The 21,383-nt window shown below is 31.4% G+C and carries 24 protein-coding genes and 1 pseudogene; 7 read left to right on the forward strand and 18 right to left on the reverse strand.

Annotation, left to right across the window (positions count from 1 at the left end; all coding sequences use genetic code 11):
- Positions 1 to 14: 14 nt before the first annotated feature.
- From LQ682_RS00895 to bshC, 5 genes are all read right to left on the reverse strand, one after another.
- Entirely contained in the window at positions 15 to 2,294 is a 2,280-nt protein-coding gene (locus LQ682_RS00895) for a penicillin-binding protein (protein WP_239723709.1), read from the reverse strand.
- A complete protein-coding gene (ftsL, locus tag LQ682_RS00900) occupies positions 2,281 to 2,661 on the reverse strand; it encodes a cell division protein FtsL (protein ID WP_239723710.1) in 381 nt (126 codons plus the stop codon). Before ftsL ends, LQ682_RS00895 begins: the two co-directional genes overlap by 14 nt.
- 19 nt (positions 2,662 to 2,680) lie before the next feature.
- Positions 2,681 to 3,616 carry a 16S rRNA (cytosine(1402)-N(4))-methyltransferase RsmH gene (rsmH, locus tag LQ682_RS00905; RefSeq protein ID WP_017000541.1) on the reverse strand — a complete coding sequence of 312 codons (936 nt, stop codon included), beginning with the start codon at positions 3,614 to 3,616 and terminating at the stop codon, positions 2,681 to 2,683.
- Positions 3,617 to 3,627: 11 nt separating this feature from the next.
- The gene (gene mraZ, locus LQ682_RS00910; RefSeq protein ID WP_017000540.1) at positions 3,628 to 4,059 is read right to left on the reverse strand and encodes a division/cell wall cluster transcriptional repressor MraZ; all 432 of its coding nucleotides are present in this window, start codon (positions 4,057 to 4,059) and stop codon (positions 3,628 to 3,630) included.
- 144 nt (positions 4,060 to 4,203) lie between these two features.
- Complete coding sequence (gene bshC, locus LQ682_RS00915) at positions 4,204 to 5,820, reverse strand: bacillithiol biosynthesis cysteine-adding enzyme BshC (protein ID WP_239723711.1); 1,617 nt, start codon at positions 5,818 to 5,820, stop codon at positions 4,204 to 4,206.
- Between the two features lie 134 nt (positions 5,821 to 5,954).
- Between bshC and LQ682_RS00920 the strand changes: the two genes are divergently transcribed.
- Positions 5,955 to 6,395 carry an N-acetyltransferase gene (locus LQ682_RS00920; RefSeq protein WP_017000538.1) on the forward strand — a complete coding sequence of 147 codons (441 nt, stop codon included), beginning with the start codon at positions 5,955 to 5,957 and terminating at the stop codon, positions 6,393 to 6,395.
- A gap of 164 nt (positions 6,396 to 6,559) precedes the next feature.
- Here LQ682_RS00920 and LQ682_RS00925 read toward each other — a convergent pair whose 3' ends face one another.
- Complete coding sequence (locus tag LQ682_RS00925) at positions 6,560 to 7,549, reverse strand: YdcF family protein (protein ID WP_239723712.1); 990 nt, start codon at positions 7,547 to 7,549, stop codon at positions 6,560 to 6,562.
- Positions 7,550 to 7,731: 182 nt separating this feature from the next.
- Between LQ682_RS00925 and ilvE the strand changes: the two genes are divergently transcribed.
- The 3 genes from ilvE (at position 7,732) to LQ682_RS14265 (ending at position 9,353) form a co-directional block, all read left to right on the forward strand.
- Positions 7,732 to 8,763, forward strand: coding sequence for a branched-chain-amino-acid transaminase (gene ilvE / locus LQ682_RS00930; RefSeq protein WP_239723713.1), 1,032 nt, complete (start codon positions 7,732 to 7,734; stop codon positions 8,761 to 8,763).
- Positions 8,764 to 8,876: 113 nt separating this feature from the next.
- Complete coding sequence (locus LQ682_RS14110; RefSeq protein ID WP_261797321.1) at positions 8,877 to 9,002, forward strand: hypothetical protein; 126 nt, start codon at positions 8,877 to 8,879, stop codon at positions 9,000 to 9,002.
- Between the two features lie 180 nt (positions 9,003 to 9,182).
- Positions 9,183 to 9,353, forward strand: a complete 171-nt coding sequence (locus LQ682_RS14265) for a hypothetical protein (protein WP_147640602.1) — start codon at positions 9,183 to 9,185, stop codon at positions 9,351 to 9,353.
- A gap of 194 nt (positions 9,354 to 9,547) precedes the next feature.
- On the opposite strand, the gene LQ682_RS00935 is transcribed toward LQ682_RS14265, so the two are convergent.
- Together LQ682_RS00935 and LQ682_RS14225 are read right to left on the reverse strand one after the other, a co-directional pair.
- Positions 9,548 to 9,880: a 14-3-3 family protein gene (locus tag LQ682_RS00935; protein ID WP_239723714.1), complete on the reverse strand. Its 333-nt coding sequence runs from the start codon at positions 9,878 to 9,880 to the stop codon at positions 9,548 to 9,550.
- Positions 9,881 to 10,400: 520 nt separating this feature from the next.
- A pseudogene (locus tag LQ682_RS14225) lies at positions 10,401 to 10,601 on the reverse strand (halocin C8 precursor-like protein); the annotation flags it as partial.
- Between the two features lie 570 nt (positions 10,602 to 11,171).
- Between LQ682_RS14225 and LQ682_RS00945 the strand changes: the two are divergent.
- The 3 genes from LQ682_RS00945 to LQ682_RS00955 all read left to right on the forward strand — a co-directional run bounded on the left by LQ682_RS00945 (position 11,172) and on the right by LQ682_RS00955 (position 12,644).
- Positions 11,172 to 11,588, forward strand: a complete 417-nt coding sequence (locus LQ682_RS00945; protein ID WP_239723716.1) for a YolD-like family protein — start codon at positions 11,172 to 11,174, stop codon at positions 11,586 to 11,588.
- 25 nt (positions 11,589 to 11,613) lie between these two features.
- On the forward strand, positions 11,614 to 12,120 hold the full coding sequence (locus tag LQ682_RS00950; protein WP_239723717.1) for a hypothetical protein: 507 nt from the start codon (positions 11,614 to 11,616) through the stop codon (positions 12,118 to 12,120).
- A 98-nt stretch (positions 12,121 to 12,218) separates the two neighbouring features.
- A complete protein-coding gene (locus LQ682_RS00955) occupies positions 12,219 to 12,644 on the forward strand; it encodes a hypothetical protein (RefSeq protein WP_239723718.1) in 426 nt (141 codons plus the stop codon).
- A 360-nt stretch (positions 12,645 to 13,004) separates the two neighbouring features.
- Here LQ682_RS00955 and LQ682_RS00960 read toward each other — a convergent pair whose 3' ends face one another.
- From LQ682_RS00960 to LQ682_RS01005, 10 genes are all read right to left on the reverse strand, one after another.
- A complete protein-coding gene (locus LQ682_RS00960; protein WP_239723719.1) occupies positions 13,005 to 14,429 on the reverse strand; it encodes an SH3 domain-containing protein in 1,425 nt (474 codons plus the stop codon).
- Positions 14,430 to 14,477: 48 nt separating this feature from the next.
- Positions 14,478 to 14,726 carry a phage holin gene (locus LQ682_RS00965; RefSeq protein WP_107617784.1) on the reverse strand — a complete coding sequence of 83 codons (249 nt, stop codon included), beginning with the start codon at positions 14,724 to 14,726 and terminating at the stop codon, positions 14,478 to 14,480.
- 12 nt (positions 14,727 to 14,738) lie between these two features.
- On the reverse strand, positions 14,739 to 15,134 hold the full coding sequence (locus LQ682_RS00970) for a hypothetical protein (protein WP_107590646.1): 396 nt from the start codon (positions 15,132 to 15,134) through the stop codon (positions 14,739 to 14,741).
- Complete coding sequence (locus LQ682_RS00975) at positions 15,118 to 15,534, reverse strand: G protein-coupled receptor family protein (RefSeq protein ID WP_239723720.1); 417 nt, start codon at positions 15,532 to 15,534, stop codon at positions 15,118 to 15,120. The genes LQ682_RS00970 and LQ682_RS00975 overlap by 17 nt, the downstream gene beginning before the upstream one ends.
- A 67-nt stretch (positions 15,535 to 15,601) precedes the next feature.
- A complete protein-coding gene (locus LQ682_RS00980; RefSeq protein ID WP_204252911.1) occupies positions 15,602 to 15,751 on the reverse strand; it encodes an XkdX family protein in 150 nt (49 codons plus the stop codon).
- Complete coding sequence (locus LQ682_RS00985) at positions 15,726 to 16,118, reverse strand: DUF2977 domain-containing protein (protein WP_239723721.1); 393 nt, start codon at positions 16,116 to 16,118, stop codon at positions 15,726 to 15,728. Before LQ682_RS00985 ends, LQ682_RS00980 begins: the two co-directional genes overlap by 26 nt.
- Positions 16,118 to 17,590 (reverse strand): BppU family phage baseplate upper protein, encoded by a 1,473-nt coding sequence (locus LQ682_RS00990; protein WP_239723722.1) that lies wholly within the window; start codon positions 17,588 to 17,590, stop codon positions 16,118 to 16,120. The genes LQ682_RS00985 and LQ682_RS00990 overlap by 1 nt, the downstream gene beginning before the upstream one ends.
- Entirely contained in the window at positions 17,590 to 19,548 is a 1,959-nt protein-coding gene (locus LQ682_RS00995) for a right-handed parallel beta-helix repeat-containing protein (RefSeq protein ID WP_239723723.1), read from the reverse strand. Before LQ682_RS00995 ends, LQ682_RS00990 begins: the two co-directional genes overlap by 1 nt.
- Positions 19,545 to 19,826, reverse strand: a complete 282-nt coding sequence (locus tag LQ682_RS01000; RefSeq protein ID WP_239723724.1) for a hypothetical protein — start codon at positions 19,824 to 19,826, stop codon at positions 19,545 to 19,547. The genes LQ682_RS00995 and LQ682_RS01000 overlap by 4 nt, the downstream gene beginning before the upstream one ends.
- On the reverse strand, positions 19,819 to 21,378 hold the full coding sequence (locus LQ682_RS01005) for a prophage endopeptidase tail family protein (protein ID WP_239723725.1): 1,560 nt from the start codon (positions 21,376 to 21,378) through the stop codon (positions 19,819 to 19,821). Before LQ682_RS01005 ends, LQ682_RS01000 begins: the two co-directional genes overlap by 8 nt.
- Between the last annotated feature and the right edge of the window lie 5 nt (positions 21,379 to 21,383).

Consider the following 21,383-nt stretch of genomic DNA (forward strand, 5'->3'; position numbering starts at 1 on the left):
CTTTTGTTTATTTATCAGGAATCATCTGATTCTTTAGAATCATTCGATTTCTCTTCTTTTTTATCTTTATTATCTTTATTATCTTTCTCTTTATCTTCTTTATCTTTTTCACTTGTATCTTCTTCTGGTACTTGCCCTATTGAATCATCTCCATTTGGATGATTATTAGACAACGTAAATTTAACTTCAGTGCCTGATTTAATTTTTTGATTTTCATCTACTGATTGTTCTTTAACATAACCAGAACCTTCTGTTTCAGCTTTAATACCAGTCGCTTCTTGAAGTTTTAATATATCACGTTTTGTCCATTTTTCAGTATTAGGCATTGTTAGTTCGCCATCTGTCACAAGTAATACTCTTTCTTTATCTTGTACGCTTTTATCTTTTAGTGGTAATTGTTTTATTATTTTTTCTCCATTACCGATAACGACAGGTTCTAATTTCTTACCTTTTACAATGTCTGTAGCCTTTTTAGTTTCCATATTAACAACATCTGGAACTTTTGAAGAGTCATTTTTCTCTTTTCCTTCACTTTCTTCTACATCTAAATATTTCAATGTATTCTCCATTATTGGATTAAAGCCACGAGAAACACCATATTCATAAGCTTCTAAGTCTCGTTTCTTAGCTAGCGACATACCTGCATAAACTACTACTTCTGGATCTTTAGCTGGTGCATACCCCATAAAACTTACAAAGTAAGGATTAGCCCCATCTACGTATCCGCCACCTTTAGTGTCAGGAACTTGTGCAGTACCTGTCTTACCAGCAACACGATATCCATCAATTTTGTAATTGGTTGCATTACTGTCTTTACTATTTACCACTTTATCCAATTCAGTCATCGTTTTCTGAGCTGTATCTTTTGAAATTGGATTACCTACTACTTTTTTCTTACCTTCTTTAATCGTTTCTTTAGTTTGTTGATTTTTTATTGATTGAACATAATATGGTTGTAACATATTACCTTGATTTAAAATCGCAGTTTCTGCCTGTAACATTTGAATTGGCGTTACAGTTGTAGATTGTCCAAACGAAGATGTTTTTCTTTGAAGTTCATTATCAAATGCAATGTTACCAGGAGCTTCGCTATCGAATAAACTTCCTGTTTTCTTACCAAAACCGAATTTTTCATAATAAGTTTTCGCTTTATCTGCACCAACTAAATCTTGTAATTTCATCATTAAAGTGTTTGCTGAATATGTGAATCCAGTTGTCATAGGTATATTACCCCAGCCATCATCGTTCCAGTCATAAATTTTAAATCCGTCAATTTCTCTATGACCTGTTTTGAATTTTTTATTAGGTTCGAATTTGCCTTCTTCAATTGCAGCAGCTAGTCCGTACGTTTTAAATGTCGAACCAGGTTCATATGTATTTTGATATAAATCATTCGCCCATTTTTTACCAAAGTCTTCTTTTGTATCTGGATTAAATGTCGGTCGTTGACTATAGCCTAATATTTCACCTGATTTAGCATCCATAACAACTGCAAATAAATCTTCTGGTTCATAACGATCAACCATTTTATCTAATGCATTCTCAACAAATACTTGGATATTCGAATCTAATGTTAGATGTACATCGTCACCATTTTTAGCTTCAATATTATCTTCTGAGTTTGGTACTAACATGCCCCAAATATCTTGTTTATAAGAATTTTTACCTGTCTTACCTTTTAGATAACTATCAAAGACTTTTTCAGCACCATATACACCTGTTAACTTATTAGTTTCCTGATCTTTATCAGCTAATCCTATAAGATGGGATGCAAAATTGCCATTTGGATAAAATCGTTTCTTTTCGGTTTCAAAAGTAATACCTGGAAGTTTTAATTTCTCAATATCTGTTTTTTGCTTATAAGTTAAATCTTTTCCTTTTTGACCAAATTCAACTTGGAAAGCATTTTTAGTTTTCAACCTTTTTAATACATCTTTTTCATCCATTTTTAAGATTTTCGAAAGTTCTTTTGCTGTTTTCTCTTTATCTTTTACGTGCCTCGGTTTATCACTATCTTTACTCATTTTTTTATCTAGAATAGCGACCAATTTATAACTATCCGTGTCTTCTGCTAACACTTTTCCATTTCTGTCATAAATTTTACCTCTTTCAGGTTGAGCAACTGTTTGTCTTAAATATTTTTCACTTGCTCTATATGCTAAATCCTCTCCAGCAGCTTGTCCGCTGATCATGAGGTAGGAATATCTTAAGACCAATATAAAAAAGAGCAGTCCGAAAAAACTTACTAAGAGGACTGCTCCTATTTTATTTTTCTTTATTTTAATTTTTGGCATCACTACGCACTACCTTTACATTGTTGTTATTCAACTTAAGACCATAGTCTTCAGCTTTTTCGTAGATACGTTCATATGATGACTGCTTCATAGATTCTGTTTTCAAATCACCATTAGTAGTTTTTTGCTCTTCAATTTTATTATCTAATTCTGCAATTTGAGTTTTATTATTGTACGCATCCATTTTTAAAGATAGCATATAAATACTTATCAACGCAATCATAGTTATTAGTGTTATGTATACAAACTTTTCTATCCTTGATATGCCAACTATTTTACTTTTGGTAACTTTTTTTCTTTGCGGTTCGACTTGTGGCTCTTGCCACTCGTCAGGTCTATAATTTGGATATATTCTCTCTACTGCCATTCAATTGCCACTCCTCTAACTACTTTAAGATTTCTGCTACTCTTAGCTTCGCACTTCTTGCTCGGTTATTTTCTTCAAGTTCCTCGTCATCAGAAATAATAGGCTTTCTGTTAACTCTTTTGAGTTTAGGTTGGTATTCCTCAGGTACAACTGGTAATCCTCTTGGGACATCCGGCCCTTTTTCATACTCTTGAAATACTTGTTTACACAAACGATCTTCTAAAGAATGGAAAGTGATAACGGAAATCCTCCCACCAACTTTGACATGTTGTATAGCTGCTTCAATAGATTCTTCAAAGGCTCCTAGCTCATCATTCACTGCAATTCTCACAGCTTGGAACACTCTTTTAGCTGGGTGTCCGCCTTTTCTACGCTTAGCAGCTGGGATTCCTTCTTTTATCAAATCCACTAGTTCGAAAGTCGTTTCTATAGGAGCATTTTCTCGTCTTGCTTCAATCTTTCTAGCTATTTGTTTAGAGAACTTCTCTTCACCATATCTAAAAAATGTTTTAACAAGTTGCTCATACGGCCATTCGTTTATCACTTCATATGCAGATAGTGATTGAGTTTGGTCCATTCTCATATCAAGCTTTGCATCATAATGATAACTAAAACCTCTTTCAGGAGTATCAAGTTGCGGACTTGAAACGCCCAAGTCATAAAGCACACCATCTACTTTGCTTATATCTAATGATTCTAATATATGTTCTAAATTTCTAAAGTTGTCTTGTACAAAGGTTACTTTATGGATATGATCCTTCAAAATATTTTTAGCATGTTGAATAGCCGTCTCATCTTGATCGATTGCAATTAGATGACCATCATCATTCAATTGTTCGGCTAGGTATAAACTATGCCCAGCTCCACCTAATGTACAATCTACGTATGTACCATCGGGTTTTATGTCTAATTTGTCTACTGTTTCTCTTAATAGTACTGATACGTGATGAAACATTTACTCCACTCCTAAAAATCAATATCGATGAGATCTTCTGCAATGTCCTCAAAATTGTCTTCAGATTCATCATAAAAATCATTCCAAGTGTTTCTATCCCAGATTTCAATTCTGTTAGAAACACCAATTACTGTACATTCTTTACTTAAATTTGCATACGTTCTTAAATTCTGCGGGATGTTAATACGTCCTTGTTTGTCTAATTCAACTTCAACAGCACCTGAGAAAAACATTCTCATAAATTTACGTGCATCTTTTTTTGTAATAGGTAAGTTTTTTAATTTTTCTTCGATGCGTGCCCACTCTTCAAGTGTATAACCAAACAGACATTTATCTAGGCCTCTAGTGATAATAAAACGTTCATTCAAATCATATCTAAATTTCGAAGGTACAATCATACGTCCTTTAGTATCTAATTGATGTTGATATTCACCCATGAACATTTTATTTCACCTCACCTTATTTATAATTTACCACATTCCCCCACAATCCTCCACTATTTATACAAGTTTTCTCAAAATTTGTACAATACATAAAAAAAACACCGAATTTACAAGTCTGTAAATTCGGTGTAACCCTTGATATTTCTATACTTCTATTGTTATATGCTCGAAAGTGTAACAAAGTGGTGGATAGGTGGAGGGACTGAACACATCTGTCCCAAATTGATTCATAATTTGTACCGGATTCCACACTCTTTCTTGCAAACCTTGGTGAGGGTGTAACGTATTTTCTATTATTTCAAAATGTCTCATACTAATTTCGTTTTCTCTTTCAACATTCAGTAAATATCGATCTAATAAGTACTGATACTGATGTTGATGAATTTTGTTGTTTTTTTCTATTAATTGTCTATTTTGATATTCATCACCGATTTCATCAATTAATTTATGGTGGAATGATGTTTGTATATCTTTCATTTTTTCAATTTCTCTTAATACTTCATCAGATGCTTGAGCACGTATAAACTTATCTTTATCACTTTGTACGCCCTCTATTAAAATATCATTTATATCTAGTTCATATGATTCTATAGCTTTTTTCGCTTCTTGAGTTAAATAACTTATACGCATTCTAGGTGTTACAATTGGCATTTCAATATTTAATACGTTGAATACACCTTTTAACTCTCCCCAATAGATTATTTCGCTTGGACCACCAATAAAGCTTAAAGTATTAAATAAATATTCTTCCATAAGAGGTCTTGTTACCACATTATTAGAAAATCTCTCTGGGTAATTATCTATTAGTTGTAGCAATTCATCTTCACTAAATACAACCTCAGAATCCTTACTTAAATAAAAAGCATTTTCATCCGCCATTATTAATTGACGTTTGTCATTATACTCATAGAATAAATGTACATTCGTATCAGTCAAAATCATGCGATTTTTGATAACTTCTGCAAAATTATTTTGCGTTGTTCTGAAGGCTTCATCAACTTGTTTATAATTATTTATAATTTGTTTGAAGAATGGTTTTTCCATTTCTCTTAATCTTGGGTGATGAGCATCAATTACTAATAAACCGTATTCTTTAAAAATTTCATGTGTTAAATATTTAAACATATCACTCCATGAACGAGCATCCTTTACTATTTGAGTGATTAACGATTTTAAATCTTTTGAATGTTTTGTTTCTCCAATAGATTTAAACATATCATCTAAAGCTTTCAATATAAGCTCTTCGTCAAATACATATTCAGAAACACTTTTTTCTGGTGGTTCTACAGTATTATATTTGATTTTATTTAACTGTCTTGTGATACGGTCATACGCGTATGTATGATTCACTTCATCAAAATCATGATCTTCCCCAGCAATCCAAAATACTGGTATGATAGGTTGATTTAATTTTTGACTTTGCTCTTTAGCTAAAATAATGATAGAAATGATTTTATGAAATGTATAAAGTGGTCCTGTAAACAATCCCGCCTGTTGACCACCAATTACAACTTTATGACCTTTACTTAAATTTTGAATATTAGTTTCTTGAGCCTTTGATAAAGTTAAATCAGACATATAATTTCTTATAACATGTGCTAATGTTTCTTCTCTACCATTAGCAGATGTCTCGCTTCGTCTAACGAATTCATCTTGTAAGCCTGGCTTATAATCATAAAAATTCAGTATTTCTTCACTTTGATTAGTGTATCTATCTATGAAACTATTTTGTTTATCAATTAACGTCTTTATACAGTCCATACGTGTCTTTCTCCTTCAGAATTGATTACTATAATAAGTATAAAGATTATAGCTAAATAAAACAATCTAACGGCTTATAATTTAAAATTTGTTATAAATGAAGTATAATTAAGAAAAGAGCAAGGGGGATTATCATGGCAAAAGTAGAACATTTACAAATTAATTACAAAACAGAAGAAGCATTTGAACAATTCCGAAACTTCGGTAACGAAGGTTTATATATGGTAGAAGAACTAAAAGGCAAAATTATAGATGCAAGTTCAGATTCACCATTTTTCGGCATTTATGTTGGGGATAAATTAGTAGCTCGAATGTGCTTATTCAAGCAAGATGAAGTTGAGAAGACTTATTTCCCTAACTTTAGTGATTATTTAATTTTATGGAAACTAGAAGTGTTAAAAGATTATCAAGACAGAGGTTACGGATTGCAATTATTAGACTATGCTAAAAGCTATGGCCTACCGATTAAATGTATTGCACGTAACCAATCTAAAGATTTCTTTGTAAATCATGGATTTAAAGATATCGAGCAACAAAATCAATCTGGAGAAGACGTTGTAATTTGGACTCCTTAAATAAAAAACAGTCTGGAATATAATTCCTAACTTAAAATAAATAGCATCTCATTTCACTGATTTATTCAGTTAGAAATGAGATGCTATTTTGTTATAGTCGTCAATTAAAATTTAGATATAACGTGTTTAGTTAAAATTTCTTTCGTCTTAGAGGCGACACCCTCTTATTGTATTAATACGTACGATATAACATAAGCTGTTATCAATAAAAATGCGATTATATGTGTCTTCTTAAACATGACCAACAAAGCCATGAATTCTCTAACATACGTGTTAGGATAAAAGTATGTCTTTGAAACACCACCTGAAACAGTAGCATCAATCTTTAATTGCTTTGATAAAAATCCAGCTCTCAATATATGAAAATAATTCGAAACAATAATCGCAAACGGATTTACTTCATATTTTTTCATAATATCATAAGAATATATAAGGTTCTCTTTAGTATTTGTAGATTTTTCTTCCATAATAATATCTTTATTTGATACCCCTTGACTCAACAAATATTTACGCATAGCTTCTGCTTCACTTACAATTTCGTCTGGTCCTTGGCCTCCACTTACTATAAACACCGCATCTAAATTTTTCTTTTTTATTTTAATTGCTTTATCTAATCTTGCTTGAAGTAATGGCGTTACTTTGTCTTCTATAATGCCTGCTCCTAAAACGATAATGAAATGACTTTTTCTTTTTCTTGATAACCCACTTATGATCCAAGCATAAAGATTTTGAAATATGAAGATAATGTTTAAGTAATAGAATATTAGTGATACGTATACAATCCATACACCTTCATAAAATTTTAAAATTGAATCTGGCTTAAAACTAATGATTAAGAAATTAATAAGAATAAAAACACCATAACCTAAAACGAGCATATTATTAACAAATTTACCTTCATTCGCAATTTTCTTTTTGGTATTGAGAAGTGACAATAGCATAACTACAATAACTAATACACCATAAAACATATTAAGAATTAATAAGTAATTCACATTCATATTTAATTCAAAACTTGGGATGATTAGGTTCACAAATATACTGATTAAAACCGACATAAAAATAATAGCTAGAAAATAAACATTTTTATATTGGCGAAATTCTATTTTAAAACTCAATAAAAATATTATTAAAAAAACAATACCCACTGTCATTATGCTCACCCCTTCCCATTACTCATAACAATAAAAGTATATCATCATAATGAAAAATATTCATAAAATAAAGAATAAAATCATTTTATTAATTATCAGAATATTCAAATAACGTATTGTATTAGGTCAATGTAGCTGATATACTATTCAACATTACATAAACTTTTTAGGAGGCAATAACAATGAATGATGAATCGAATAATAAATTTTCCGAATATATGATCAACATGTCGTATCACTCAGATATAGGTTGGTCAAAACCCGTAATAAGACCTTATGCCCCCATAACAATTTCACCTAGCGCGCAATGTTTACATTACGGTCAAACAGTTTTCGAAGATATGATAGCCTTTAATGATAAAAATAACTTCTCCATTTTCAAACCATATGATCACTTAAATAAATTCAATCATTCTTTAACAAGATTAGAAATGCCCACCATTCCAGTAGAACCTGTGATTAATACCCTAATCCAATTACTCAATGTTGATAGCTCTATAAACATTAATGAAGAAAACTCAATATACATACGTCCCTTTATGTATGCTACAGAAAGTAAATTAGGTGTAAGCAAATCTGAAGAATATAATTTCAATATTATAGTTTCAACTATTCCAAAACAATCAGATCAATCGTTACCAAACGCTATTTCATTATATGTGGAACAAGAACTTGTAAAATCAATAAGAGGAGACGCAGGTTACACACAATTTGGAGGCAGCTTTGCTTCACAATTTTTAGCACAAAAGCAAGCTCAAGAAAAAGGATATGATAACGTACTATGGTTAGACGGTATAGAAAAGAAATATATAGAAGAAGTTAGTAACAAAAACATCTTTTTCGTAATCAATAATGAAATTGTAACTCCAAAATTAAATGGGAGTATTAAACCAGGAATTATGCGCCAAACTATAATCAAACTCGCCAATAACCTCGGATATCAAGTATCAGAAAAAGAAATAGCTATAGAAGATATCGTATTAGCAAATGACAAAGGTATTTTAACTGAAGTATTCTGCACAGACACATTAAATGCAATTACACCCGTAAATAGAATTACACACTTAAATAACGAGATAATACTTAATAGCAATCAAAAATCACGCATTACTCAACAATTATATAAAGCATATAAGGACATACAAACAGGCAAAGCAGATGATATATTTAATTGGACATTAGATGTAAAGCAATTAAACGAAGTTGAAGTTTAGAATATATAGTAATCTTGTACAAAGGATGATCCACTGGCAAATAATAAAACACTTAATTTAGTTGCGTTTGCATACTAACGTTATATTATTAATATATACGGAGGTGACAAACAGTGAGTAAAACAATGAAAGTAAAAATCAATGTACGCAAGACAACTAAAAAAGAAAAGAAAGAATTTCTAATCGGTGCAAGTGTTATAATTATAGCCATTTTAATAATTAAGCGAGCAATCTCATAAATGACTTGTATAAAACAATAAGCCCATTACTAAACCAAATGGACGTGGAATAAATAAGTGGGCTCCATTTGAGACTATGCACAACAATATGAAATAATTAATCAACACTTATATAATCAAAATAAGATTGAGAAACGAGAATTAAGTTAATCTGACCTACATCATGTACTGTTAGAAAAAATGTTTTATAACCCAGTTTCTATTATTAACTACTGGCATATCGGGTATATTAAAGAATTTAAATGTAAGATACACAAGTTTGATAAGATGATGAACTCGTTACAAGTTATAAATTACGAGGATAAAGGTATTATGTATTTAGATATGGATTGTATTATGGAGATAGCTTGAAAATAAAAAAGACCAAACGTCAGTAACAGTTTACTTCAATTACACTCTGTAGATATGCACTTTTTCTATGTATATGATAACGTAAAAAATTACCGCCCTTATCACTGGGTAGTTTACATAGTATCAAAGCAAGAATAAATTCGTTTCATTTGTTTTAAAAAAGGCTTTGTACGAAATCGTACAAAGCCCTAAAATTAATTACCATCTTTTAAAATATTATCTATCAATTCTATATAAAGCCCACTATTTTTATAACCTTCCAAAATATCATCAACTTGTCTGTCTGGAAGTTCTGGGACTTCTCTTATTTGACATAGCTTTTCTTTAAAATCTTTCTTTGTAAGATCACACTCATCCATCATTAAATTAAATAAATAATTATCTAACTTTTTTATTTCATAAACAGTTAAACCATAACGTAGCAAGACTAAATCTCTTGTTTTTAAGTTAGGTGCTAACTCTTCTTGTAAAACATCAATTGATTGTTTGATCAATAAAAGTCTAGACTCTAATTCTTCATTATTCACAGAAATTACACTTCCTTATATCAAGATAAATAAAACCGTTTTTTTTATATTCTAGCTACCTAAAGCTTGACCGACTTTTGAATGATGATAGGAACAGTTAGCATCTGCCCACGTAATTTGAGCTGCAATTCCATAGATATTACCTTTTATAGCTGATTTTCCAGCTTGTTTTAACAATTTAACTACTGTTGCCTGTGTTAAAGTACCAGTAGCTGCTGTATTAGTCGAAATTAAAACACTAACACTATTTCTAACTTCATCAGTTATACAATCACTATAATTAGAATAATTAGATGATCTAAAACCTGAACTTCCTTAATAATAATATACATCATAGTTGAGACAATACTTCAAAAAAATATAGAAATCCTAAAAGTCTTTATAATACCTTTAATAATAAGCATAATAATGCTCACAATAAAATCAGTTATTTCTTTTTATTGAAATACATTAAAGTAATTATAATTGAATATACTAAAAGAAATATCATTATAAACATTGTCATGTAATCGCCTATTTCTTATTTATAAATATAGTTTGTTGCCCCGGCACAACCAAGAGATGTTATTAGACCGCAAACTTTGGCTAATGTAAATACACCCCAACCTGTAGTAATGCCAAATGCAGTAGCTACTGCCCAAATTCCACCTACTCCGCCAGTACCACATAATGTACCAACTGCCCATTCATATCATCCACGTTTTTTAGCTGGCAAAGTTTCAACAGATTCTTCTTCAATTTTTATATAGTTTCAAGTATTACATTATCATAATTGGAAAAATGTAGAAAGAATTTGATGAAATATTAATAAACTTTATAATTTTTCACAATAATATTTATCATTATTTCTCTTAGTATAATCATTAATTCAATATTCGTAAGCAATCAACAACTTAAAACAATAATTAATATCAGCACTTTTATCCTAATTATTATGGCAATTATTGGCTTACTATTCAGATTTATAAGCAATAAAAAAGAAAATAATAAATAAAAATATTACTTTATTCCAATTGCTTTATTGACGTTGAGTATTCTAATTATTTTAGTGTAGTTTCGGAGCAATTACGTTAGTAAACAGTAATTCACTATAAACAAAGAATCCCGTTACATCTTCGTTTTTAGTAACGAGATGTAACGGAATTTACTTATTAGCGTCCTGAGAGGGATTCCTCAAATGCCACAACACCAATGTTTATGCGTGTTTGGTGTAGTTCTGGTGTAGTAGATTAATTTATCTTTCCTTTACAAAACAGAACACTTGTTCGTATAATGTTTATGAGGTGATTATATGAAAGTCATTAACCATGATATGCCAGAACTATATAAATACGAAACAGATTATAGAAAGATACCAAGAGAATATCTTAATCCACGTATACCACACGGACGTGGAATGATAAAATGGGCACCATTTGCGACTATGCCACAACAATATGAAGAAATTAATCAACACATACGTGATCAAGATAAAATTGAGAAACCAGAATTAAGCGAATCAGCCCTAGCCGATTTAAACCATGTATTGTTAGAAAAGATGTTTTATAATCCAGTTTCTACTATAAAATACTGGCATAATGGATATATTAAAGAATTGAAGTGTGAGATACACAAATTTGATAAGATGATGAACTCATTGCAGGTTATTAATTATGAAGATAAAGGTATTATGTATTTAGATATGGATTGTATTATGGAGATAGAGTAAGATTATAATAAAAAGGATGATTTTTATGAATTGGGAATTGATAGTAGCAATATGTGCTATGTTAATTACTTTGTTTGTATGTATTGCAAATATGATTTCTGCTTATTATGCTAAACTAACATTTATTGAAGATAATAAAGCTTACATCGCATTTTACTTTGACAGTTACTATATAGAAAGTTTTGAAAAAGTTCTCGTGTTTAAAAATTTTGGTAAGTCTGAAGGTAAAATTTTAAATGTAGAATATAATGACGATTTACCAAATTATGTAGTTGAATTCTTTAAACAAATGGAAAACAGAACTATCATGCCAGGACAAAAAATTACTTGTTGGATAAAAAAAGATGATTATAATAGAAATTTAAATATAAGTTATAAATATGCTACTTTAAAACAACAATATAATTATTCTATAGAATTAGATTTAAGTAAAAGTAAAAAAGATTTGTATAAACCAGTGCAAAAATCTACAGACAAGTCCTTGCCTAACGATTTAATCAATGTATTAAAAGGTATTTATACTAAATTATAACATAAAAAAACACCACACATTGAAATGTTTGGGTGGTTTAGATATTCTCAAGACAAGAAGAAACTCGTTTCAAAAAAACAAAAAAGCGGTGATAATATTTGGAGACCATTCTAGCAATAGCAACTATAATAGCCGGATTAGCTGGTATATTTACGATGATATTTCCCTTTATAAAAATTTATTTTGACCACAAACGATATAAAGAATATTTAAATCAAAAAAGCAAAGCATTTCACAAACGAATTATTAAACAAGCAAATAATACATATAAAGATGATGATCGATACAAAAGAGCTTCAACCCACATAATAGATATAATCACTGAATTTAATAACTTTTTATATTACGAATTAGAACAAAAAGAAAACATAGGCAAAAGAAAAAATATTAGAAAGAAAATTAAAAAACAAAAAGCATTATTAAATAATTTAAAAATGAAATATAAAAAAGCAAGAGAAGGCAACACAGAAGAAGAATATAAAATAATAGCTAAAGAAATCACAGACTTTTTGTTAGAGTTTTAAATTTAAGTTGCTTTATTCCAATTGCTTTATTGCTTCAGTATAATTATAAATAGATAACCCACCTTAATTGGTGGGTTTAATTATATATTATTTTTCCTTCATTTGATGCTCAACACAACTCTCGCACATACTAATGTTATAGTGCTTATCGTTTTCGAAAACTTTCTCACCACAAGTTATACAGTGTGTAAAATTTTGACTCATAAATATCCCCTCCTTAATTATCTGAATTATAGCACAAAAAATAACCCTAGCCTGTTTTGGTAAGCTAGGGTTTTATAATATAGTAATGACGACTTAACTTATGGCAATCAAGTCTAGCAGTATATATATTATACTATATCTAGGGGATAAAGCAAGTTAACTAATAGACCCCCATAATGGACCGACTGAATGTCGTGGAGGCGTACCTTTTGCAGTTCTTACAGGTAAATAATATCTTACACCTTTCCAAGTATAACCTATCCATACATGGTTATCTCTTATACAAACCTCGTCATATGGAGTATATCCACCTGGTTGGAACCAATAACCATCAGCAGCTTTTAATGATGGTGCGTCTATTCTTGCTAATATTGGACTACCACCACATGTGAATGTAGCAGATTCTTTCTTCCACCATGCACCATATTGGTTTAACTGCCAACCGTTATTTGCAGTGCTTACTGGTTTAGTTGTACTAGGACTTGGCTTACTACCAGATACTGTACTACCTTTAGGAATTTCCCCTTTATAGTATTGTTTGATTTGTGAGATGAAGTAATCTTTCAACTTATTTATAGTCGCTTGTGATGGTCTACCTTGTTTTACTGGGTCCCAACCTGTATGCAATTTCATACTACGATGAGGACAGGCAGTAGAAACGAATTCCATATGCAACTTAACACTAGATCTATTTACTGGTAGTCCCCATTTTTTTAACATGCGTGCCGCCTCTTGGAATGTTGATTGCTCGTTATTCAAAAAGTCTTTATCACTAGCAGACATGGACTGACATACTTCAATACCATAACCATTAGTATTACCTGTATTCTCTCCTGTATGCCATGCTACACGCCCTTCTGGTAATGCCTGCCATACTGTGTCGCCACTAATATAACTATGCGCTATACCGTTCTCTAAACGTGATAATGGTGCATTTACTAATGATTGTCGATATTGCATAGCTGACGCATTTCCAGCATCGTTGTGTATAACAATAAATTTCGGTTTATAACCACGTTTAGGTAATTTATATCCTTTAACTTCGTCACGGTTATACTTTAATGTTTTACCTTTCTTCTTACTTGTCGCTGGTTTGCTAGTAGGTTTCTTAGCAGTTTCTTTCTTAGGTGTCGTTTTCTTGGATTCTACTTTAAAGTTTGGACGAATAAACCACATTGGAAAATCATAGTTATGTTTTCTTCGTGCTGTAACTTCTGTTTTGTTCAGTCCTCCACCAAGCCAATTCTGTTCAACCACATCAAGTTGGTTTAATGTTGCCCCTACAACAATAGATACGTGGCCATATCCACCACCATAGTTACGATTAAATACAACTAAGTCTCCTGGTTTAGCTAAGAATGATTTAGTATTCTCATATACAGTAGCCTCGCCTTTAAAGTTATTGTGTGTAGGTATATCAGCAGCGCCTGCACCTTTTAATCCATGACCAAATAATTGATGCCAATAATAGTTGGCTGTATCGAAGCATTGCCAGCCATAGGCATTATCGTAATCATATCCTTTGCCTACCATTGATAGTGCATATTTCACTGCTTCTTTTTGTGTTAGTTTCGCAGTCATTAATAACACTCCTTTTATTGTATTAAAAAAGCCGACTATTTAGCCGACTTATTTTGGTTCGTTATATTGTTGAGCTTTTGTTGAGTCATTTATCCCTTTTGTAGTTGGATCTTGCACCACGCCTAGTAATACCAACACACCTAACACACTGTTTACGATATTAGTGATTTGGTCTGTATATACCGTGATGTCGTAATCAAATGCACCCGATACTTGTTGAGCAAACAAAAGGATAGCCGAGATAATGGCTACCCAGAATGATTTTTGTTTAATACGAACTTTCCAGTTGATTTTCATTAGTTATCCTCCTTAGAAAAATACTTGTGCAAACGCTAAAGCCCCAACAATAACAGTTCCTAATGTACCGATTATTGCCACCCACAACTGTATGTTGCCTTGTTTGCGTTCCGATACTGAATGTTCAATATCATCTACACGTTTAGTAGTCGTTTCAACGTTAAATTCTACATTTTTAATACGATCATTATATCCATCCATCTTTTCATCAATTGATTCTAAAATATGGTTTGTTTTCTTGCTCGTTTCAGTCAATGCTTGCGTACTAATTGACAGGGTGTTTATAGTAAGTTTTAAATCATTGTGCAATTCCATGTGTTTGCTATCAACATCTTTAATACGACCCGTTAGTTTGCTTATATCAGCGATATGATCAGTTTTTAATACATATCTATTTTCGTCTGGCATAAATCTCTGCACCCCCGAAAAACGCTACAACACCACAAATAGCACTTAATGTCGCAAATTGCATAGGTGCTAGCCAATTAATCGCATTGAATAAACCTGCGCTTGTCATCATTAGGTACATAAATGAACATGTCGCGCCTCCTAAAAACAACGTCCAATGAAAAAGGCGATTGCGTTTAGGTATCAACCAACTTGAATAAATTAAAAATAAACTTGATATAGCCATCAATATTCCCCATATCCAAATAGGCATAAATTGATGTAAGGCTTTATAAAATTCTGAATCATTTAATACTGTTTCTTGTTGAATAGCAAAGAATAAACCACGCCATAAGCTAAAGACACCTAAACCGAACAGTAGTGTGCTTGAGATCATTTCTGGTAAGGACATCTTGTTCATACAACACCCACTCTCTGTAATTTATTTATATATAAAAAGACGCCTACCTAAGTAAGCGCCTTGTGGTTTATTCTGGATATTTCTCACCTGTGATAAGTGCGTATTCTTCTTTGTCGATAACTTGCATATCTACAAACCATTTTATTTGGTCATTACTATAACAACCCCAACCATACATTGTTTTAATATCTTCAAACTTTGGGAATAACATCTTCATTGTTCGTTACCTCCTCTAATTTTTGATTGATTACTACCATTTCTTGAGATAATCGAGCATTCTGTTGTGATAATTGCATAACCATCATATTTGCTTGAACTAACTGAACTTGCATTTCAGCAAACATTTTTCTTAACTCTTCATCACTACCAGGCATACTTATGTTAGGTGGTTGAATAGGTTGTTCATTATTACCACTTGAGTAATTTTCATTTAAGACTATTTGTCCGTTTGAATATACATATAAGCGTGGTTTAAAATCTATGATAAATCTACTTGGAATGTCGTTAATTTCTATACCATCTTTATAACTGCCAACTAAAGCATATGATGTGATTTCGTTTCTATTGTTTATAACAATTTGCATTATCTCACCCCTATAATTTCTTTAATGACTATATCGTTATCGTCATATAGATTCCTAGAGCCTTTTACATCAAAAGTGTTGTTGTGAGTCACTTCTATTTCTGTATCATCATTAAATATTAATCCCATTTCGAAGAGTCTTGGATTATCAGCAGATGTATCTGTCATGTTAAAATCATGTATTGGTATTTTCTTATCTTCATCAACAACTATTGGGAGCGTCTTAGCTCCTCCAGAAGTTCTATATTTAATTAATAAATAACTAAAGTTTTTGTAACTTTCATTGATTGAAAAAATAGAATTACGTTCTCTAGCATCGCCTAAAAATAATGTGACATGCCTTTCTTTTAGACTAATATCAACATATTCTTTAGCATCTTCCAATGCTTTATTTGATTTGAATTGAGAGCCTTCTTCGGTTTCTATTTCTTCATTTTCATTTTTTGTAACAAATTCAGTCCATCCTCTATCTGTACTACTTGTGTGGAGTGTTTTCAAGAATAGACGTTTGCTATAGCTAATGAGGACGTAAATTTGTTTACGTCCACCACTTTCACTTTCTGTCACATCAATTTCTATAAAGGCATTGCTAGTTATAGCAGGTAAGTTTTGTGTTGTAGCATCATTAGCACCCACTGTCTCATACGAGCCGGGTGGTAAATCATTTACATTACTAAAAGAACCCTTTAGCAAATAAGGTCTTTTCCCGTCATCATTAGTTATTTTATACTTTTGCCAATTCTCGACTTCTTCCTCTTTAACATAATTTACAGATTCTACATCAGTGTTAAATTGATCTATTTTATCCTGTATACCATCACGTACTCCTGTTAATTCTTCAACATATTGTGTACCTTTTGTGTTAATTTGGTTAATATTATCGTCTTGAACACTATTGATTTGGGTTAAGGCGATTTCCTTTGTTTCGTTAACGTTTTGAACGCCTTCTTCGGAAGCGTCTCGAACTTTAGTGATATAATCATCAATCGCTTTATAATCATCTTCAATATTTTGTACTTTTTCTTTCAATGTTTTTTCTAACTCATCATACTTACGAATATAATTCACTTTTACATTGGAAGGTATTGTATTTATTAAGCTGTCTTTTATATTAAAAGTGAAGTCTATATTTGTGACTGTATCTTCTTTATTATCAACACTGATATAAAATTGACCTGTAGCTTTACCGGTATGGTTTAAAAATTCTTTTGGTATATCATATTCACAAATTCCATTTAGTTCATCTGTTATAACTACATCATCTTGAATAAAAGAACCATCTTCTGCCTCTAAATAAATGTAAGTATCTACATTATTCTTGCCTAATGGTAATGTTTTTTTATTTCTCGTTATAATGAATTTTAGTGTTGAAGTGTTTATATCCATGTTATAAAACATGATGTTTGTATTGTGCAATTCTTTATAATGTGCGTTTACATCTTGTCTTAACGTTCCAATTTTTTTAATCGCCATTATTTAACGCCTCCATCATATCGAATTATGTTACCGTCAATATCTCTAAAGCCATAATAGTTTTTATCTTTACTTAAAACAGTAATTGTGCCATTGCCTGGTTGTATATTCCATACTTGTATATCAGTACTTTCTTCTGAAACTCTAACAGCGTCTATAAAGTTTTTCGCTGCATTATTTAATATATTATTAGTGATAGATCCGTTGTGAACATCAACATAATAAATACCTGCAATTATCCAACTTTGTGTAGCATCTAATCCATAATTAGATATATCATTATTATCGACCTTAATATAAATTGCACCTTCTGAAACTCTTATACCATCTTGACCTGTATTATAGACTTGATTTCCAGTAATTGTTGCATGGTTTTGAACGCTACCTGATTCTAATTTTTTATTATTAGAAACGAATATCCCTATAGTGTTTGTATTCGATACGATATTGTTAGAAACCAACAATTGCCACGTTCCGTATGATTGAATACCAACATTTACTTTATCTACTGAGTTTCCTGTTATTTTCACTCTGTCAGATTCAGGTACATATATACCAACTCTTTGACAATTTCGAATAGTGTTATCTTTAATATCAACGAAACTAAACGATTCGTTCGTTTCCTCGTCAATTTTATTCGGATATGCTGAAACGTGAATACCGTTCGTTTGAATATTAGTAATCGTATTGTTTATAAGTTTTAAATCTTCTCCAGATTGAGCTTCACCCGTTTGCACACCTTCGGCATTATGAGAAGATAAATAGCCACCAGGTGTGGGTGTAGCAAATATCCCACCATTACAGTTATTAATAATATTTCCACTTAAAGTAGTATTTTTAAATTTATACACACGTAAAGCATAGTCTGTCGTTCCTTCAATAAAATTATTTGAAATACGTACATTAGACACCCATTTATCATATACAGAAAAATGATCGCCTATTGCTGTAGCCCAGCCTCCAAATTCTTCAGAAGGTCCAAAGTAACAGTTTTCTACGACTACATTTACTGATGGTGTACTATCGAATGAACTGCTATACTGTTCGCCAATACCATCTTTACTAGCGATGGATACTTGTATTGCTTCTTTGTTGCCATCAACTGCATCTCTTTGACCTTTAAAACTACATTGTTTAATCAGTACATCTTTACATCCACTTAAATCGATAGCATGTGTACCAGCAACGTTTTTAAATAAACAATCTTCAAAAACGATGTTTTCACCATGAGCAAGTAGTACACCATTCATATTTGTTGTTAATTCATGATTGCCATCAAATGTTAAACCACATATTTTTATGTTGCCTTCACCTTCATATTTATATGGCAACTCTCCATCTGGTAAGTTAGTTAGCCAACCTCGATTGTCACCACTTCTTATTATCTTTGCACCATAGCCTAAGATTGTTGTGTTCCGATAAATCGTCAGTTGTTTTTCTATCAAATACTCACCATATGGTAGTATGATTGTGCCACCACCACGATGGTTATTCCAATCAAGCCAATCTTGTAATCCTTTACTCGAATCTATATCTTGGTCTGGATAAACATCAAAGTCATAAGCAGAACGTATAACTTTAGACTTTTCTAATTCTTTATTCGTTTCGTCAACTTGCCTCTCTAAGTTTAAAAAGTCAGCTCTTAATCGTTTAGCTAATACTTCATGTCTCGTACCTACCATATCCACTTGTGCTTGTGTAACTTCTGCAATGCCATCTCCGTTGTTTGTGATAATAACATTGTCGAATTCTCCTTGCATTTGTTTAATTTCTCTATCAAGACTGTTCCCATCATGATCTATTTGAGATGATTTGTGCGCTTTCTTTTCTTCTGTTCTATGCTTTTTTAAATAGCTATCTAAGTAATCAAACTTTTGACTTATTAACCTATAGTTATCTATAATCAATCGTCTAAACTTTTGGCCTAATTCGATTGGAAAGTTAAGTTTTATTCTCATTTGTCGCCCTCCTCTTTTGGTGGTTCTTTTAATTCATCAAGCAATGTCTTAATTTCTTTAATTTCTTCCTTTATTAATCTATTTTCATTTTTTAAAGTTGTGATTTCACTTTCTTGTGCCGACACCCTAATATTTAGCTTGTTAACTAAGCCACTTAAACTTTCTATATCTTCGCTATCGTCAAATTGTTCAAGACCAACTAAGGCATCAACATGTGTCATAGGAAAGTATCTATCACCATCTAAATCTCTTAAATATCTAATATTTACTTTAGCCATCTAATAGCACCACCCCTACTGAATCTGAATATAAATTAGGCATAACAAAAGTCGAGCCTCCAAGAGTACCCGACTTGATTTGTTTATCTACATTTTTAATTCTTCTATTAATTGTTTGTTGTATTTTGATAATGTCTGTTTTCTTATTACTGAAATCAACTTCTACAGGTAAATTTAACAATGGATGTGATTCGGTTATTTTAACTACTTTCAACATCGTATCGAAGCCTAGACCATTGTGTTTGAAGTAAACCATTTCACGCTCATGTATCGGTTCTGTATCTAAATAATTTGTTGATAACTCGACTACTGGTTCATCGTTTAATTCTTCAATCAAGCGTTTTCTAAGCTCTGTTTTATCTAATATATTATCGTCATACAGTGTTGGTGCTACTTTTGGATTATTTTTATCATAGTATGGTGAATAATATTCATCTGTTACATGGTATAAATCAGTTCCTTTTAGAACAGCAGTTAAATTTAATGTTGTTGATTTTTCAGTACCTACATACATACGAGGTTTTTTATTCTTATAGTCCACATTACTGACGGGACCAACAAACTCAACTTTAAATGTATGATTGCCTTTAGATAAGTTTTTAGCAATGATAATTTGTTCTGTTGTCGTTGTTCGACTGTAAGTATTATAGTTATCTATCACTCCATTATCCAAATACACTCTAACCATGCCACCCAATGAACCTTTTTTAACAGTCCACGTCAGTGTTTCATTACCCCATTTACAGTTAATCTGCTTTGTAAATGAATTGCCAACTCTTTCTGTATACCAAGTACCTTCTTTAACAAATGTGCCGTTATACGTTAAGTCTGTTGGCTTAATAGGGTTATAGTTTTTCGTTTCAGCTTTCGTTTTCTTCTTACCAAATCCTCTAATATACGTTTTCTGTTCTTGCGTATTAATAGATACACTAGCCTCATCGACGTTATAACCACCAATCAACTCAACATCAGTTACTTTGTGTGAAGTATCATCATCACAAATAAAAATAGTTTTATTATCTGCATAGAAGGTATATCCAAATAGTTCAGCACCTTCAACTAAGAACTCTATACCATTTTTATCGCCGACTTCATCAATAGCAATTCGTTTATCAAATGTGCCTATGATTTTATATTTGTAACCTAATTTATTTCCTTTGAACCCAAAATCTAAATACTGTTCTAACGTCCATGTTGGTGTTGGTAATTCTTCGTCGTTTTCATTATTCATTTCTTCACTTTCTAAATCTTTATCGATGTAGTGATTTTGGAACTCGTACATAATATGATGTGCTGTAATATCATTCATTAACGTAATGTTATTACTTTTTGGATCAGTTGTTTTAATAACGTACTCTTGACCTCTGAATAATAAAATAGCTTCATTTTGAACCATATCGTAAATATCAGAATTCAGATTTGTTTTGAAAGCTGTTAATGATATTGACCGACTGTTGTTATCTTCGTTTTCATATTTAAAAGAGCTAAGGTCAAAGTCGATTAAGACTTCAGCAACGGTTCTACTTGGATTAGTTAATATTAAGTTGTCCATATTGT

This window comes from Mammaliicoccus sp. A-M4, from assembly GCF_022386955.1.
In the GTDB taxonomy this organism is placed as follows: domain Bacteria; phylum Bacillota; class Bacilli; order Staphylococcales; family Staphylococcaceae; genus Mammaliicoccus; species Mammaliicoccus lentus.